General features: G+C 70.5%; 13 protein-coding genes. 4 read left to right on the top strand and 9 right to left on the bottom strand.

From position 1 onward, the window contains the following. Positions 1–9: 9 nt before the first annotated feature. From ACIQMV_RS24230 to ACIQMV_RS24245, 4 genes are all read right to left on the bottom strand, one after another. Positions 10–1,578: a sodium:solute symporter family protein gene (locus ACIQMV_RS24230; protein WP_402595435.1), complete on the bottom strand. Its 1,569-nt coding sequence runs from the start codon at positions 1,576–1,578 to the stop codon at positions 10–12. A gap of 234 nt (positions 1,579–1,812) precedes the next feature. Beyond that, positions 1,813–2,004: a DUF397 domain-containing protein gene (locus tag ACIQMV_RS24235; protein ID WP_402595437.1), complete on the bottom strand. Its 192-nt coding sequence runs from the start codon at positions 2,002–2,004 to the stop codon at positions 1,813–1,815. 182 nt (positions 2,005–2,186) lie between these two features. Further along, positions 2,187–3,044: a helix-turn-helix domain-containing protein gene (locus ACIQMV_RS24240; RefSeq protein ID WP_402595439.1), complete on the bottom strand. Its 858-nt coding sequence runs from the start codon at positions 3,042–3,044 to the stop codon at positions 2,187–2,189. Between the two features lie 267 nt (positions 3,045–3,311). After that, positions 3,312–4,070, bottom strand: coding sequence for a GPP34 family phosphoprotein (locus tag ACIQMV_RS24245; RefSeq protein ID WP_402595441.1), 759 nt, complete (start codon positions 4,068–4,070; stop codon positions 3,312–3,314). 260 nt (positions 4,071–4,330) lie between these two features. Here ACIQMV_RS24245 and ACIQMV_RS24250 point away from each other — a divergent pair, with 260 nt between their 5' ends. Together ACIQMV_RS24250 and ACIQMV_RS24255 are read left to right on the top strand one after the other, a co-directional pair. After that, a complete protein-coding gene (locus ACIQMV_RS24250) occupies positions 4,331–6,904 on the top strand; it encodes a D-alanyl-D-alanine carboxypeptidase (protein WP_402595443.1) in 2,574 nt (857 codons plus the stop codon). Positions 6,905–7,069: 165 nt separating this feature from the next. Beyond that, positions 7,070–8,956 (top strand): MFS transporter, encoded by a 1,887-nt coding sequence (locus ACIQMV_RS24255; RefSeq protein ID WP_402595445.1) that lies wholly within the window; start codon positions 7,070–7,072, stop codon positions 8,954–8,956. Positions 8,957–9,090: 134 nt separating this feature from the next. Here the strand turns inward: ACIQMV_RS24255 and ACIQMV_RS24260 are convergent, their stop codons facing one another. Continuing rightward, the gene (locus tag ACIQMV_RS24260; RefSeq protein WP_402595447.1) at positions 9,091–9,612 is read right to left on the bottom strand and encodes a glutathione peroxidase; all 522 of its coding nucleotides are present in this window, start codon (positions 9,610–9,612) and stop codon (positions 9,091–9,093) included. A gap of 232 nt (positions 9,613–9,844) precedes the next feature. Then, entirely contained in the window at positions 9,845–10,882 is a 1,038-nt protein-coding gene (locus tag ACIQMV_RS24265) for a helix-turn-helix domain-containing protein (protein ID WP_402595449.1), read from the bottom strand. An 81-nt stretch (positions 10,883–10,963) separates the two neighbouring features. On the opposite strand from ACIQMV_RS24265, the gene ACIQMV_RS24270 reads away from it, so the two are divergent. Further along, complete coding sequence (locus tag ACIQMV_RS24270; protein ID WP_402595451.1) at positions 10,964–12,217, top strand: MFS transporter; 1,254 nt, start codon at positions 10,964–10,966, stop codon at positions 12,215–12,217. 356 nt (positions 12,218–12,573) lie between these two features. Then, positions 12,574–12,753, top strand: coding sequence for a hypothetical protein (locus ACIQMV_RS24275; RefSeq protein ID WP_402595452.1), 180 nt, complete (start codon positions 12,574–12,576; stop codon positions 12,751–12,753). A gap of 127 nt (positions 12,754–12,880) precedes the next feature. On the opposite strand, the gene ACIQMV_RS24280 is transcribed toward ACIQMV_RS24275, so the two are convergent. The 3 genes from ACIQMV_RS24280 to ACIQMV_RS24290 are packed head-to-tail and all read right to left on the bottom strand — an operon-like array spanning position 12,881 to position 16,200. After that, complete coding sequence (locus ACIQMV_RS24280; RefSeq protein ID WP_402595454.1) at positions 12,881–13,780, bottom strand: carbohydrate ABC transporter permease; 900 nt, start codon at positions 13,778–13,780, stop codon at positions 12,881–12,883. Further along, positions 13,777–14,949, bottom strand: coding sequence for a carbohydrate ABC transporter permease (locus ACIQMV_RS24285; RefSeq protein WP_141360256.1), 1,173 nt, complete (start codon positions 14,947–14,949; stop codon positions 13,777–13,779). The genes ACIQMV_RS24280 and ACIQMV_RS24285 overlap by 4 nt, the downstream gene beginning before the upstream one ends. A gap of 6 nt (positions 14,950–14,955) precedes the next feature. Continuing rightward, on the bottom strand, positions 14,956–16,200 hold the full coding sequence (locus ACIQMV_RS24290; protein ID WP_402595457.1) for an extracellular solute-binding protein: 1,245 nt from the start codon (positions 16,198–16,200) through the stop codon (positions 14,956–14,958). Between the last annotated feature and the right edge of the window lie 72 nt (positions 16,201–16,272).

The following is a 16,272-nucleotide window of genomic DNA, read 5'->3' on the forward strand; positions in this document are numbered from 1 at the left end:
CGCGCGCCGCTACGGCTGCTTCCCCACCACGTCGTCGCCCGCGCCCGCCGGAGCCGGTACCGCGGCCGCCGCCCGGTCGCCGTCCCCGTCGGTGTTGACCTTCTCGATGACCGCGAGCCGTTCCGGTGTGTCCTCCGGCTTCACGAATCCGATGCCGATGTAGAGGACCAGCGAGACCGCGAGCGGCACCGACACCTGGTACTGCAACGGCACGCCGCCGTCGACGTTCCAGTCGATCGGGTAGTTCACCAGCCAGAAGGCCAGCAGCCCGGCCGCCCAGCTGGTGAGCGCCGCCGTCGGACCGGAGCGGCGGAACGGGCGGAGCAGACCCAGCATCATCGGAATGGCGATCGGTCCCATGAGACCGGCGACCCACTTGATGACGACGGTGATGATGTCCTTGAACGTCGGCGAGTTGACCTGGGTGGCCACCGCCATGGACAGCGCGAGGAAGACCACCGTGGTCAGCCGGGCGGCGACCAGTCCGCTGCGTTGGTTCCAGGCGCGTGCCCGCGCGGAGACGACGGGCGCGATGTCCCGGGTGAAGACGGCCGCGATGGCGTTGGCGTCGGAGGAACACATGGCCATCGTGTGCGAGAAGAAGCCGACGATCACCAGGCCCAGCAGGCCGTGCGGCAGCAACTGCTCGGTCATCAGGGCGTAGGAGTCGGAGCCGTCCGGCTTCTGCGCGTGGACCAGCAGCGGTGACATCCACATCGGGAAGAACAGGACGAGCGGCCAGACCAGCCACAGGACGGCGGACAGCCGCGCGGAGCGGGTGGCCTCACGGGCGGACGCGGTGGCCATGTACCGCTGCGCCTGGTTGAGCATCCCGCCGTTGTACTCGAACAGCTTGATGAAGAGGAACGCGAGCAGGAACACCGTCCCGTACGGGCCGACCAGCGGCTTGGCGTGGCCGTGCAGCGCCGGTTCGTCCCAGACGCCGAAGAAGCCGCCGTGCGGGCCGAGTTCGGCGACCACGGCCACGAACATGGTGATGCCGGCCAGGAGCTGGATGACGAACTGGCCCAGTTCGGTGAGGGCGTCGGCCCACAGACCGCCGATGGTGCAGTACACGGCGGTGATCACGCCGGTGATCAGGATGCCGTGGTTGAGGGACATACCTGTGAACACGGACAGCAGGGTGGCGATGGCGGCCCACTTGGAGGCCACGTCCACGACCTTCAGCAGCATCCCGGACCAGGCGAGGGCCTGCTGGGTGGGCAGGTTGTAGCGGTTCTTCAGGTATTCGAGCGGTGAGGCGACGTGCAGCCGGGACCGCAGCCGGTTGATCCGCGGGGCGAACAGCCGCGACCCGATGGCGATGCCGAGCGCGATGGGGAAGGACCAGGTGACGAAGGACGTGACACCGTAGGTGTAGGCGATGCCCGCGTAACCGGTGAACATCACCGCGCTGTAGCCCGACATGTGGTGCGAGATGCCCGACAGCCACCAGGGCATCTTGCCGCCCGCGGTGAAGAAGTCGCTGACGTCGTCGACGTGCCGGTGGGACCAGACGCCGATGGCCACCATGACACCGAAGTAGCCGATGAGTACGGCCCAGTCGAGACTGTTCATGGGTTCATGGGCTCCTTTCCAGGCTCATCGTGGGTCGGTGGCGTGGGCACGACAAGGAAGCATCAGGTCAAGAGCAGGCAAAGATGTTCTGCTTACTGGCTTTGGTTCATGTACGTGAAAGTGGATCGGGCGGGTCCGGGCACAAGCGGAGCCCCCTCGGCAAGGACGGCGAACTCGTCGAGAGGGCTCATCAATTGGCGCTTGTTGCGGTTGTCGTGCAGTGGTGTCGTCTTCTCAAGCCTTGATCGACGTCACGAAGGTGTTCCACGCGTCGGCGCGGAAGCCGAGCACCGGGCCCGTGGGGACCTTGGAGTCCCGGACCGCCATGGCCGAGGCCACCGGTGACTTGACTTCGACGCACGCGCCGTTGCCCGTGGAGTACGAGGACTTGGTCCACGTCTCCGTGGCGCCCTGACGAATTGCCATTTCTGCTCCGGATTGCGAGTGGAGTGGTTTGCGCCAACGTTGTGCTCGATGGCGTGATCGACGCTACCCGCCGCGCTCCAAGTCCGAAGCGACGCTTCATCCTTACGGATGGCATATTCCAACGGAGTCTTCCGCCTTGGCGTAGTGAAGGTGTACGGTGCGGCACCTTCAAGCCGTGGTGCTCAGCGCGCGTGCTCCTTGGCGATATTCGCGATGAACTGACGTGACTGCTCCACGTTCAGGGCCTGCGCCCGCAGATGCTCGTACATCACGCTGTACTTCTGGACGTCGTTCGCTTTCTCCAGATACAGGTCGCTGGTGACGCCCTCGATGTAGACCACGCTGGAGTCCGCCGTGTCCGGGAACTCGAGGATCGCGTACTGGCCGTTGAGGCCCGGGTGCGCGCCCATGTCGAACGGGATGACCTGCACGGTCACGTGCGGCAGTTGGGACTGCTCGACCAGGTGCTCCAACTGCTCCCGCATCATGGCGGGGCTGCCGACGATCCGGCGCAGGGCGGCCTCGTCCAGGACCGTCCACAGTCGCAACGGGTTCTCGGCGGCGGAGATTCGTTCCTGCCGACGCATTCTGACCTGCACCCGCTTCTCGATGTCGGCGGGCGCCGTCTCCGGCAGGGCACCGGAGATCAGTGCCTCCGCGTACTGGCGGGTCTGAAGCAGCCCCGGAACGACCTGGGGGTCGTAGATCCGCAGGCTCGCCGCGTCAGTCTCCAGGCCGATGTAGACGCTGTAGGGGATGTCGCCGAAGGAGTGCCACCAGCCCTGCTGGCGCGAGTCCTTGGCCATCTGCATCAGCGAGTCGACGATCCGGTGGTCCTCCACCTCGTAGACGCCGCACAGATCGCGCACGTCACGCTGGCTGATGCTGCGCCGGCCGTTCTCCAGGCGGCTGATCTTCGACTGCGACACCAGCAGCCGCTCGGCCACCTCCTCGGCCGTCATGCCCTTGAGTTCGCGCAGCCTGCGCAACTCCTGGCCCAGCCGGCGCCGCCTGACAGTGGGATTCACATTGGACGCCACGGGACGTGCACCTCCGGCCGCATGCCTCTACTTTGCGTATCTGCTGCTGAGCAGACTGCCACCAAGGTGCTTACTACCGCTGGGAAACGCCGGATATGCAGCGGGTACACGTCAGTTCGGGCACGTACTCCGTTCCGGAGCAAGGCCGAAGCGGCGGCGGGACGCGTACGAGGTGTACGTTCCCGCCGCCCCTGTCGATCCTGCGGCTCCCGGACCGTCACTCCGGGGCTGGGGACTGCGGTGCGGCGTTGTTCTGCACGGTGCGGCTCAGTGGGCCACGGCACGGACCATGGAACCGCGGCGTGGCTGCATCGGAACGCCGCGGGCGGGTTCCGCCGCGGGCCTGGTGCCCGCCCCGCCCTGGCGGCCGACCGCCGAGGCCGCGCCACGGCGCGGTTGCGCCCCCACGCCGTTCTGGACGTCCATCACGGCGTGCGCCACGAGTCCGCCCATGGGGTCGTGCCGGATCAGGTCCCTGAGCCGGGACCGTGACGACCGCCCCTCGTTGCCGGGGTACAGGTGCTTGCCGAGGCCGACCGCGTGCGCCAGCGCGGCGAGCGCCGCGGTCCGCGGGTCCGGCGGTACGCCGGTGCGGATCGCCGAGTCCAGCCGGGCCCTGATCTCCCGGCTGATGGCGGTGTCCGTCGCCTGGTAGCGAGTCGTCGGCAGCACCCCGCACATCTGGCCGGCCACGGCGTGCACCATGCCGCACCGCTCCAGATGCGAGAGATAGGTCTGGCGCAGCCCGAGACGCGGCCCGCCGATCCAGTGGACGGCCCGTACCGGAGCGCCGCGCCTTCGCAGCAACTCCAACGCGCAGTCCAGAGTTGGATCTCCTGTCGGCCGTGGCACCACCACGGCGATACGATCCCCGTCTGGGGCTATCCGTCCGGCCAGCGCCAGCTCCACTAGCTGTGCTCCGGCCAGACCGAGGTCGAGCGACTGCGGCTGCGCAGTGGTACCCGTGGCCGGGTCCAATGCCAGCAGCAGAAGCTCCTCCGGAAGTGTTCTGCGGCTCCTGCCCATCCATGCCTCCCCGCGTGGATGAATGACAGGGTGACCCCTCTCACATTGGTCTGTCGAGGGTGCGTGACCGGTTCGTAAGGGAACCGGTAGGTATGTCGTTCTCGTCTACCGCATGGGTTTGGTCCGCACACAGGACACTGGTACATGGTTCGGACAGCGGTACGGCCAAGGGTTCGACAGCGTCGTCCGGGTGGCGGTTCAGATCCTGATTCACGGTTCGGTAGCGGCACGTTGGGCGTGCGGCACATGAGGAGGCATCGGTGGCGGGCGAGTCCCCCGACAGGTCGAAGCAGCGCGAGTCGTCGGCACAAAAGACGTCGGGGAGCGCGGGTCCGGTTCCCGAGCCCAGCAACGAGGCCCGCGACCCGCGGCTCGCGCTGACGGGGGAGTCCGGGGCGTCGGCGGAGTCCCGTGAGCCGGGCTCGGCCGGTGGCTCCGAGGGGCGCGGCGGGGTCGATACGGCCACTCGGGTGCTTTCGACGCGGGACGTGAAGACGACGGCGAAGACGGACGCCGCAGACGCCGCCGACGATGCGGCTGACACTGCGGGTGCTGCCGCGGAGGCCGCCGCCGACGGTGACGGGTCCGGCGTGGCCGGTGACGCGCGCCTGCGTGCGGCGGTGGCCGCGTGGGTGGACTCCGGGGACGACGACAAGCGCGCGGACACCGAGGACGCCTCCGGCGACGGGACGGACGCGAAGGACGAGAAGGACGGGGGGGCCGCGTCCGGGGCCGAGGCCGACACCGAGGCTGAGGCCTCGGAGGACGCCTCCGGCGGGGAGGCTGCCGCGCGCGGGAAGGCCGGGGCCGAGTCCGGGACCGCCGGCGAGGCCGAGGCCGCCTCTGACGCGCAGGACGCCGAGGCCGAGGACGCCGACGATGCCGAGCCCACGAAGGCCGGGGTCGCGCCGGAGACCGACGCCGAGGGGCCCGAGGACGCCGCGCGCGGGAAGGCCGGGACCGAGCCCGAGGCCGCCGACGACGCTGCGGTGGGCGCTTCCGACGCGGAGGCCGCCGACGAGGCCGACGAAGCCGGCGACGCCAAGCGTGCCGAGGCCGAGGCCGCGCCCGGGGCTGCCGGGCGTGCGAAGGACGGCGTTGAGCCCGAGGCTGACGCCGAGGGGCCCGACGACGCCGACGGCGCCAAGCGCGACGGCCGGGGCAAGGGCTCCGGCGACGGCAAGCGCGCCGAAGCCGATGAGGCCGCGGAGGACGACGAGCCCGGAGCCGGTGACGGCGGCTCGGAGGGGGTGGCCCCGGACGAGAAGCCGCCCGTGGACCAGCCCACCACCATGCTGAAGATCGGCGGCGCCGCCAAGCCCCAGGTCGACCAGCCCACGACCATGCTCAAGCTGGGCGGCGACAAGAAGCGGGCGCCCGAGTCCGAGGCCGAGCGGACCAGCAAGTTCGTCGCGCTCAAGCCGCTCGACTCCCCGCAGCCCCGCAAGCCGCGGCCCGCGCAGCCGGACACGCCCACGTCCAAGCCCGTACCCGCGGCCGCCACGGCCGCCGTCCCGCAGGTCGGTCCCGAGCGCACCACCCAGCAGCCGCTGCCCCCCAAGCCGCCGCTGGACCTGCTGGCCGAGCTGACGAACACTCCGCCGCCCCCGGAGACCCCGCTGCGCACCACGGTGCGCCGCCTCAAGATCTGGACCCCGCTGGTCGTCCTCCTGCTGATCGTCTTTGCGATCGTGCAGGCCGTGCGCCCGCTGCCCGACCCCACCTTCGCGCTGACCGCCGAGGACACCTACACCTTCCCAGGCGAGCAGGTGAAGCTGCCGTGGCCCGACGAGGGCCAGGGCTGGATGGGCGTGGACGGCGTCGGCACGATGGACCACTTCGGCGAGCAGAAGCCGGTCGCCATCGGCTCGGTCGCCAAGACCATGACCGCGTACATCATTCTGCGCGACCACCCGCTGAAGGCCGGCGAGGAAGGCCCGAAGATCGAGATCGACCCGACGGCGGAGAAGGAGGGCGGCTACGACAAGGCCGGCGAGTCCACGCTCAACACCATGAAGGCCGGCGACTTCCTCACCGAGAAGCAGGCCCTGTCCGCGGTCATGATCCCCTCCGCGAACAACATCGCGCGCCTGCTGGCCCGTTGGGACGTGGGCTCCGAGGCGGAGTTCGTCAAGAAGATGAACGCCACCGCCAAGGAACTCGGGATGGCGAACACCACGTACACCGACCCCTCGGGTCTGAAGGAGACCACCGTCTCCACCGCCGAGGACCAGGTGAAGCTCGGCAACGCGGCCATGACGATGCCGGCCATGGTGGCCATCACCAGCGCGGCCAGCTGGACGGACCCGACCGGGAAGTACTGGAACAACTACAACGAGTTGCCGTACACCATCGGCGCGATCGGCATCAAGACCGGCTCCACCACCGCGGCCGGCGGCAACCTGCTCTTCGCCGCCCAGAAGCAGGTCGGTGGCCGGACGGTGACCATCGTCGGCGCGATCCTCGGCCAGCACAAGCGGGAGATCCTCGCGACGGTCAACGCGGTCAGCAAGACCGCGCTGCTCGCCGCCAAGGACGTGCCGACCTCGGCGAAGATCCTGAAGAAGGGCGACGTCGTCGGGTACGTCGACGACCAGCTCGGCGGCCACACCCCGGTCGTCGTCACCAAGGACGTCACCGCGGTCGGCTGGGCCGGCCTGCGACTCGAGCTGTCCCTCTCCACGGACGTACTGCCGCACACCGCGAAGGCCGGCACGGAGGTGGGCAAGCTCACCGTCGGTGACGGTGGGGACGGCGCCGTACAGGTGCCCGTGGCCCTCCGGGACGATCTCGCCGAGCCGGGCTTCCCGGCCAGGCTGACGCGCATCGGCTGACCCCCGCACCACCCGGCGGCCGTCGCCGCCCCCGCGCACCCCGTCGGGCAGCCCCACCCGGGAGCTGACCCGGCGGGGTGCGTGCTAGCGTCACGAATCGGGCACGTCGCCGGTCGTGGGACGCGGCGGCGAACAGAGAAAACAGGACACGGGGAGTGCCTTCAGGTGGCCACAGCGGATCCGACACGCGCCGACGACGCCGATCCGGGCCCGGGGAACCGTTCGCGAATAGAAGCGTCCACGTCTGACACGGACGGTGACCGCGGGCGGCCGGGTGGCCCGGTGGGCGACCCTGGGGAGCATCGGGACGGTGAACGGTCCCGCGCCCGGTCAGCGGTCATGGCGGTACGGGAGCGGATGCTGCGGCACCCGGTCCTGTCCGTCACCGTCCTGGCCGGTCTGCTGCACATCGTCTGGTTCTTCACGTTCGCCAACAGCGGCGGCGACCTCGCGGCGCAGGACGCCTGGGCCGAGTTCGTCGGCCGGCACCCCGACTCGGCGTACAACCTCGCCTGGTACGGCGGCATGCACCCGGTGTCGTACAGCGTGGTGTCGCCGTATCTGATGTCCCTCCTCGGCGTCCGTACGACGATGATGATCGCCGGCACGGCCTCGGCGGGTCTGCTGACGCTGGTGCTCATCCGCAGCCGCTCGGTCAGGAACCCGTTGTGGGCCGCGCTGATGGGCGTCTTCGGGCTGCTGTGCAACGCGCTGTCGGGCCGGGTGACCTTCGGGCTGGGCACGATGTTCGCGCTGGGCGCGGTCGCGGCCGTGTTCTGCTGGCCGCACCGCTGGCGCTTCAAACGCTGGGCGAAGGCGCTGGTCGCGGCCCCGCTGGCCGCTCTCGCCACCATGTCCTCGCCGGTGGCGGGCCTGTTCGTGGGCCTGGTCGCGGTCGCGCTGTTCCTCCAGAAGCGCCGGCCCGGCGCGTGGGCGCTGGGCCTGGCCCCGGCCGCGGTGGTGGCCGCGTCGGCCTGGCTGTTCCCGTTCTCCGGCACCCAGCCGATGGCGTTCGCCTCGGTGATCCTGCCCCTGATCTACGCCGTGTTCGCCGTCGTCCTCGTCCCCCGGGAGTGGAAGACGGTCCGGATCACGTCCGCGGTGTACGGCCTGGCGGTCGTCATGGTCTGGCTGATCAGCTCCCAGATCGGCTCCAACATCACCCGGCTGGCCATGCTGTTCGGCGGGGTGGTCCTGGTGGCGGCGCTGCCGTTCGCGGTCCCGCGCTCGCGCACCTGGTACACGATCGTGCTGGCCGTCGCCGTCTTCGTCGGCTGGATAGGGTTCAAGTCGGTCGACGACATCGTCAACACCACGCCCGCCGCCTCCTGGGCGCGCGAGCTGGCCCCCCTGGTCAACCAGTTGCAGCAGGTGGGCGCGGAGAAGGGCCGCGTCGAGGTGGTCCCCGCCCGCTCCCACCGCGAGGCCTCCGCGCTGGCGCCCTACGTCAACCTGGCCCGCGGCTGGAACCGGCAGGCCGACATGCAGCGCAACCCGCTCTTCTACGACGACACGCTCAACTCGGCGAACTACCACGACTGGTTGCAGCGGTGGGCGGTGCACTACGTGGTGCTGCCCAAGGGCGACGTCGACGGCAACGGCGGCGAGCGCGAACGCGCGCTGGTGCAGGAGGGCATGCCGTACCTCAAGCAGGTCTGGGGCGACGCCAACTGGCAGCTGTTCAAGGTCACCGACCCCGCGTCGCTCGCCGAGCCGGACGCGGTCGTCGAACGCGCCGAACAGGGCGAGATGACCCTCCAGGTGCGCAAGGCCGGCCGCGTCCTCATCCGCATCCCGTACTCGCCCTGGCTGAGCCTCGTCGACGAGCAGGGCAAGAGCCTCAAGCCGCCCCAGGAGACCGACGCCTCCAAGCACCGCGCCGAGGGCGAGCCGAAGACGTACGACAACGTCAACGGCTGCCTCATGGAGACGGAGCAGGACGCCGAGGGCGACAAGTGGACCGTGCTGGTCGCGCCGAAGGCGGGCACGTACCGCCTGGCGGCGCCGTACCAGCTGCCGCGGGGCACGCCGTGCCCGGACGAGTTGAAGTGACCGCTGCCGGGTGCGGGGGGTCTGGGGACTGCTGCCCCCAGACCCTCGCTCCGGACTGAACGGCCTCGGCGTGAACGCCCCTGGTGGCGAGCCCTTCACGCGGGACGCGTGCGGGCGGGCGTGGGGCGGGCCCGTCAGGCGAGCTGCTGCTCGACGGCCGCGACCAGCTCGGCGGCCTCGGGGCCGGTCTGCGGGGAGAACCGGGCGACGACCTTGCCGTCCCGGCCGACCAGGAACTTCTCGAAGTTCCAGCGGATGTCCCCGCTGTGGCCCCCGGCGTCGGCGAAGCCGGTCAGACGCTCGTAGAGCGCGTGCCGCCCCTCCCCGTTCACCTCGACCTTCTCGGTCATGGGGAAGGTGACGCCGTACGTGGCGGAACAGAACTCGGCGATCTCCTCGGCGCTGCCCGGCTCCTGCCCCATGAACTGGTTGCACGGAACTCCGAGCACGGTGAAGCCCTGCCCGGCGTACCGCTCGTGCAGTTGTTCGAGCCCGGCGTACTGCGGGGTGAGCCCGCACTTGGACGCCACGTTCACGATGAGCACGACCTGCCCCGCGTACTGCCCGAGGCCGGCCGGCCCGTCCTGGAGAGCGCCGATCTCCACGGCCAGGGGGGAGTCCGGGGCGATGGCGCCGTTGCTGTCTGAAGTGGTCATGAGCGGATGCTAGCGCTGTGACCGGAAAGGTTCACCGGCTCGCGGCGCCCGGCACGGCACTCCCCCAGCCTTCGGCCGGGGGTACCCCCACGCCGCGTTGTCGCATCACCCGAGTACATCCAGCGCGGGCAATGCTCCGCCTTGCGAGGCTCCCCCACTGCCTGAACGGCGTGGGAGGTGCCCCCAGCACCGGACGCCGCGAGCTTCCCGGCAAACCTTCCCGGCCACAGCACTAGCCGCGCGGGGGTGGCACTGCCGAGCGGCGGTCTCCTTGCCCGGGCTCGTCTCCGGCGCCCGTCCTTGAGGCTGCCGCCTCGACGAGGACCTGGCCCGCCCCGGTGCGCGAGTACAGCACCGATCGTCCGGCGCGGCGGCGCTCCACCAGCCCCGCGTCCAGCAGTACGCGCAGATGGCGGCCCACGGAGCCCAGCTTCTGCCCGGTCACGGCGGTCAGCTGGGTGGTGCTGAGCGGCGAGTCGAGCAGGATCAGCACCTGCGCGCGGGTACGGCCCAGCAGTGCGAGGAGGCCCGTGGGAACCGCGGAGCGGCGGGCGTCGGTGTCGGCGAGGGCGCCGGCGCAGGGGTAGACGACGGCGTACCGGCGCCGCGTCTCGTCCCACGACACCCAGCCGGCCTTCGGGGTGACCGGTACGAAGACGAGCTGGGCGCCGGAGATCTCGCGCGGCGGATACTCGTGCAGGTTGACCTGGAACCGGCTCTCGCCGAGCCAGCGCGTGCCCGGCCGCAGGGTGTCCAGTACCGCCGCCCAGCCGCCCCGGCTGACCTGCGCGGTCCGTGCCACGACATCGGCTTCGAGGACGCGCCGCCGCCGGGCCCAGGAGGGCTGTACGGCGTCCGCCCAGACGTACTCCAGGAGCCGGGCCGCGCGCTCGGGCAGGTCGTCCCGATCCAGCGCGGCCGGCAGCGGCCCGGCGAGCGAGGTCCGCAGGTGCGCGCGGGCGTCCGCCGGGTCGGTGACGCGTACCCGCTCGACCCCCTCCTCGAAGGACTCCTCGTCCCGTGGCGTGGGGGTCAGGAAGTCGGCGATCCAGTCCCGGCCGAGTCCGGCGCGGACGAGGAGCGCGGTGACGGGGTCGTCGGCGAGGAGCCGCCGGTAGGCGGGCAGGTGCGCGCGCAGCCACGCCTGTTCGCCGGGGTGATGGCCGGTGCCCGCGTGCAGCAGCTCCAGGCTCGCGAAGGTCTCGGCGAGCGGCGAGAGCAGGAACCGGCTCCCGGCGAGCGTGTCGGCGTTGACCTGCCACCAGCCCATGGACCCTCCCGCCCCCGGCGACCTTTCGCACCTGTGCGAAACAATAACCACTGGCTCCGTGCCCGCCCGAGACTCCGGCGCATGCGCAGCTACCAACAGCTCTTCCGGACTCCGGAGTTCACCCCGCTCTTCCTCGCGTCCTGCGCGCAGACGGTGGCCCAGACGGCGAGCGGACTCGCGCTCGGCACCCTGGTGTACCGGGCGACGGACTCGCCGCTGCTCTCCGCGGTGAGCATGTTCGGCCCCTCGCTGGCCCAGGTGCTCGGCGCGACCCTCTTCCTGTCCGGCGCGGACCGGCTGCCGCCGCGCCGTGCGCTGGTGGGCGTGTGCCTGTCCTTCGCGGCGGGCACGGCGCTGCTGGCGGTGCCCGGATTGGCGCTGTGGGCGGTCTTCGCCGTGGTCCTCGCGCAGGGGCTGGTCGCCTCCCTGGGCGGGGGAGTCCGCTGGGGCCTGCTGAACGAGATCCTGTCCAAGGACGGCTATCTGCTGGGGCGTTCGGTGTTCAACATGATGAGCGGCATCATGCAGATCACCGGGTTCGCGACGGGCGGGGTGCTGGTGGCGGCCCTGTCAGCGCGGTTCTCGCTGCTGCTGTCCGCCGTGCTGTACGCGGTGGCGGCCGCGGTACTCCGCCTCGGCCTGACCCACCGGCGGCCCCGTGCCTCCGGCCGCCCCTCGGTCTCGGCGACCTGGCGCACCAACGCCCTGCTGTGGTCGTCCCGCCGGCGCCGCCTGACCTACCTGGGCCTGTGGCTGCCCAACGGCCTGGTGGTCGGCTGCGAGTCCCTCTACGTCTCCTACGCCCCCGCCGCGGCGGGCACGCTGTTCGCCTGTGCGGCGCTCGGCATGCTGGCCGGCGACGTGACGGTGGGCCGTCTGCTGCCTCCGGCGGTACGGCGCCGGGCGGCCACGCCGCTGCTTCTGCTCCTGGCCGGCCCGTACCTGCTCTTCGCCCTCCACCCGCCCGTACCGGTGGCCGCCTGCCTGGTCACCCTCGCCTCCGTGGGCTTCGGCGCGAGCCTGGTCCAGCAGGAGCACCTGATGAACTCGACCCCCGACGAACTGGCCGGGCACGCCCTCGGCCTGCACTCCGCGGGCATGCTCACCCTCCAGGGCGTCAGCGCCACCCTGGCGGGCACGGTCGCCCAACTCACGTCGCCCGCAACGGCGATGACGGCGACGGCGGTGGCCTCGACAGCGGTGACCCTGAGCCTGGCCATCGCGTCCCGCCGCCCTAACACCGGGACACGCGAAGCCTCTTCACCCAGGCCCGCCCACCCCACCGCCCCAGCAGCCCCATTCCCAGAGCCACAAGAAGAGCACCCCAGTCGATGACATGCGGCAACCCGGGAAAGAACGCGAAGAAGGCAACGACGACACCAAACCCGAACCCAAACCCCCAAACCCCGGCCCACCGCCGCCACTCCCACTGCTCACCCATGAACGACTCACCCCGCAACGCGACGACACCGGCCCACCCACCACACGCGGTTGACGTGGAGGCGGGCGCATGCCTTGCCATAACGAGGGAACGTCTGAGGAGAGTTGGTCCGCATGGGGTTGATTTCGTGCGCCCGGCGTGCGTCCTGCAGCGCCAGATGCGGTAGGTGCGGTTGCCGGTGTCCGCGTAGGTGAAGTCGACACCGGCGTTGTGGCAGGTGATCCGGAGAGCGCTGCCGCGGATGATGTGCGTGAACATGCAGCCCGTGGGGACCGTCATGGTCACACCGCCCACGCTGTACTCGAAGGTCCGCAGGGGCGTCGAGCCGACTGCCGAGGCACTGGCGCCCGTCGCCGAGGTGAAGACCAGCGCGCCGGCGGCACCGATGGCGGTGATGAGACGCGCGACCGGCGAATCCCGGTGGCGGTGATCCCGCCACCGTCCCAGGCACGACCTGCAGGCGGCAGCAACGGCGCGATCACTGCCCACGCAGCATCAGAAATCTCCCCGTCCCTCACGACTGAACCAGCGATCGGATGAGACCGGAAAGGCGCTGCCTAGTCCTTGACCGCCCCCGCGTTCGCGCCCTGGACGAAGTGGCGTTGGAAGCAGAAGAAGAGGATTGCGACGGGGAGGGTCGACAGGAGGGCCGCGGCCAGTTTCAGGGGGTACTGGGTGCCGCCGCCCAGGCTGCCGGAGACCATGCGGGCGAGGCCGGTGGTCAGGGTTTCGTACTGGCTGGACTGGGTGGCCACGAGGTAGTGGGTGAACTCGTTCCAGGAGCCCTGGAAGGCCAGGATCGTCACGGTGATCAGGGCGGGCCGGGCCATCGGCAGGACGACCGACCAGAAGGTGCGGAAGACACCGGCGCCGTCGACCCGCGCGGCTTCCTCCACTTCCCGGGGGATCGACTCGAAGAACTGCTTCATGATGAAGACCTGCGCCGCGTCCACCAGCAGCGGCAGGATCATGGCGGCGTAGGTGTCGAACAGCCCGAAGGTGTTGAGCACCAGGAACCTCGGGATCAGCAGCACTATGGGGGGCACCGCGATCACGGTGAGGAGGAACCCGAACAGCACGGTACGGCCGGGAAAGCGCAGCCGGGCCAGCGCGTACCCGGCCATCGAGGCGAACAGCACCCGCCCCGCGGTGATGACGACCGCGACGAACACCGAGTTGCCCAGCCAGCGCAGGAACGGCACACCGTCCCCGGTCCGGCTGATCCCGAACAGCCGCTGGTAGGCGGCGGTCGTCGGGGTGACCGGGAACAGCCCGAGCGGATGGGTCGCCGCGTCCGGGTCCGTCTTGAACCCGGTGACCAACTGGATGACGAACGGCACGAGATACAGCAGCCCGAGCGCCACCAGCAGCGCGTACCCGAGGATCCGCAGGGGCCGGGGGAAGCGTCCGAGCACCGGACGGCCCTGCGCCCGGGCGGCCGTGGAAGGGGCGCTCATCGGTTCCTCCGGGGACGGGCGGCACGCTCGCGCAGCAGGAAGCGTTGCAGGGCCGTCATGGTCAGGATCAGTACGAGCAGGACGAAGGCGATGGCCGCGCCCTGACCGAAGTCGGCGTCGTCGAAGGCGGTCGAGTAGGACAGGAACGCCGGGGTGAGCGTGGTGTTGCCGGGCGCGCCCTGGCTCATGACGTACACCTGGTCGAAGACCTGCCAGGTGGCGATCAGACCGAGCGTGAGGACGAGGAACAGGACGGGCCGCAGCGCCGGCAGCGTCACGTACCGCAGCATCTGGAAGCGGTTGACGCCTTCGATCGCGGCCGCCTCCTCCAGCTCGCGCGGCACGTCCTGGAGCGCCGCGAGGAAGATCAGCATGAAGGTGCCGGAAGTCGTCCACACGGCGAGCAGGATGATCGTGCACATCGCGACCGACGGCCCGGACAGCCACTCGAACCAGGACAGCCCCATGAAGGAGTGGTCGGCCAGCGCACCCGAGGGGTGGCCGGTGTCGACGACGCCCAGGCCGCCGAGCAGCAGGGACAGCACTCCACGCGGGTCGTTGAACCAGTTCGGGCCCTTCACCCCGATCCAGGACAGCGCGGTGTTGACGGCGCCGCTGCCCTGGAACAGGAAGAGGAAGATCGTGGAGACCGCGATCGAGCTGGTCACGGAGGGGAAGAAGAACGCGGTGCGCAGGGCGCCCCGGGCGCGCAGCAGCCGCTGATTGACGATGAGCGCCAGACCCAGCGCGAGGAGGGTCTGGAGCGGCACGGTCAGCAGCACGTAGTACACGTTGTTGCGCAGCGAGGTCGCGAACAGGGTGCGGTCGAGGCCGTCCTCGGTGAGCAGCGCCCGGTAGTTGTCCAGGCCGACGAAGTCCGCCTGCGCGCTGAACGGGTTGGACTGCCCGTCCCAGTGCAGCAGGCTCACCCACAGCGCCATCAGGGTCGGCAGGACCAGGAAGAGGCCGAGGACGAGCACCGCGGGGCTGACGAACAGCCAGCCCCAGGCGCCCTCCGCACGGCGCCCCGCCCGCCGGGCGGGCGCCGTCGACTTCGGGCCGGGCCCGCCGGGCGTGTCAGGTTCGCCCGGCGGGCCGGCCGTACGGGACCCCTGGCCGGCGCGGGAACGCGGCTCCGGCCGGGGGTGGTGTGACGTACGCGCGGACACGGTGGGTCAGTTGCCCTTCGTGAGCGCGTGTTCGCCGTTGCGCTGGAGGTCGGCGAGGATCTTCTTCGGGTCGGCGGTGGGCAGCGCGGCGAGATCGGTGTTGAACTGGCCGAGCACCTTGTCGAATCCGGCGAGGGTCACGGGGCCCTGTGCGTAGGCGCTGGCGTCGACCCACGCCTTCGCGGCGGGGTTCTGCTTCGCGTACTCGGCCAGGGCGCTGGTGCGCGAGGGCATCACGCCGAACGCGTCGGCGTTCTTCAGCTGCTGCGCGCTGGAGTTCAGGTACGTCACCAGGTCCACGGCCGCCGCCCGGTGGGCGCTCTCGGCGGCCACGCCCCAGCACTGGCTGAAGGCGAGCGTGCCCTGGCCGGCCGGACCGGCGGGCAGCGGGACCACCTTGTACGCGACGTCGGGGTAGTCGGCCTTCATGGCGCCGTCGAGCCAGTTGCCCTCGATGGTCATGGCGGCCTTGCCCTTGCCGAAGGCCTCGCCTCCCCAGTTGGTGTCCACCTGGTTGGCGTACTTCATGGAGCCGGACTTCAGCAGGGACTGCACGTAGCTCAGCGCCTGCGCGTTCTGCGCGCTGTCGGCGGTCATCTTCGTCTGGTCGGCGTTGGTGATCCAGCCACCGGCCTGCTTCATGAAGACACCGAGCCGCGCGTGTTCGGCACCCACGACCAGCCCGGTCACACCGTGCCCGGTCAGCTTGCCCGCGACCTTCTTCAGCTGGTCCCAGGTCGTCGGGTAGTCCTTCTCGGTCAGCCCCGCGTTCTTCCACAGGTCGCTGTTGACCGCCAGCGCGAGCGTGGAGGTGTCCTTGGGCAGGCACATCAGCTTGCCGTCGTGAGTGAAGGAGGCACGCAGCTGCTCGGAGAAGTCGTCGGCGTCCTTGACCTTGTCGCCGTAGGCGTACAGGGAGCCGCCTCTGGTGTAGTTCGCGAACTGGTCGGAGTTGACGTAGAAGGCGTCCGGCGGCTTGTGCCCGGCGAACGCCTGGGCGAGCTGCTGGTTCATGTCCTTGGCGACGTCGACGGTCACCTTGTTGCCGGACTGCTTGGCGTACGCGGCCGCAGCCTCCTTGACGGCCTTGGTCTCGGCGTCGCCGGAGCTGGCTATCAGCACCGTCAGGTGCTGGCCGGAGCCGGTGTCCTGCTCCGTCTTCTTGTCGCCGCCGAAGCTCGACGAGCAGCCCGCGGTGGCCAGTAGTGCCGCGCAGGTGGCGAGGGCCGCGGCGGCCGTACGGTGGGACATGGATTCCTCCGGGGATCGGGGATGTGAGTGGCGGCTCCGCCCGGCGGCGCGAAACACGGCCGGGGGGTGGAG

Origin of the sequence: Streptomyces sp. NPDC091412, from assembly GCF_044756885.1 — a bacterium.
In the GTDB taxonomy this organism is placed as follows: Bacteria; Actinomycetota; Actinomycetes; order Streptomycetales; family Streptomycetaceae; genus Streptomyces.

Coding starts and splice junctions, on each gene's coding strand:
- ACIQMV_RS24230 (WP_402595435.1), bottom strand. CDS start 1,578: ATGAACAGTCTCGACTGGGCCGTACTCATCGGCTACTTCGGTGTCATG.
- ACIQMV_RS24235 (WP_402595437.1), bottom strand. CDS start 2,004: ATGGCAATTCGTCAGGGCGCCACGGAGACGTGGACCAAGTCCTCGTAC.
- ACIQMV_RS24245 (WP_402595441.1), bottom strand. CDS start 4,070: ATGGGCAGGAGCCGCAGAACACTTCCGGAGGAGCTTCTGCTGCTGGCA.
- ACIQMV_RS24260 (WP_402595447.1), bottom strand. CDS start 9,612: ATGACCACTTCAGACAGCAACGGCGCCATCGCCCCGGACTCCCCCCTG.
- ACIQMV_RS24265 (WP_402595449.1), bottom strand. CDS start 10,882: ATGGGCTGGTGGCAGGTCAACGCCGACACGCTCGCCGGGAGCCGGTTC.
- ACIQMV_RS24270 (WP_402595451.1), top strand. CDS start 10,964: ATGCGCAGCTACCAACAGCTCTTCCGGACTCCGGAGTTCACCCCGCTC.
- ACIQMV_RS24280 (WP_402595454.1), bottom strand. CDS start 13,780: ATGAGCGCCCCTTCCACGGCCGCCCGGGCGCAGGGCCGTCCGGTGCTC.
- ACIQMV_RS24290 (WP_402595457.1), bottom strand. CDS start 16,200: ATGTCCCACCGTACGGCCGCCGCGGCCCTCGCCACCTGCGCGGCACTA.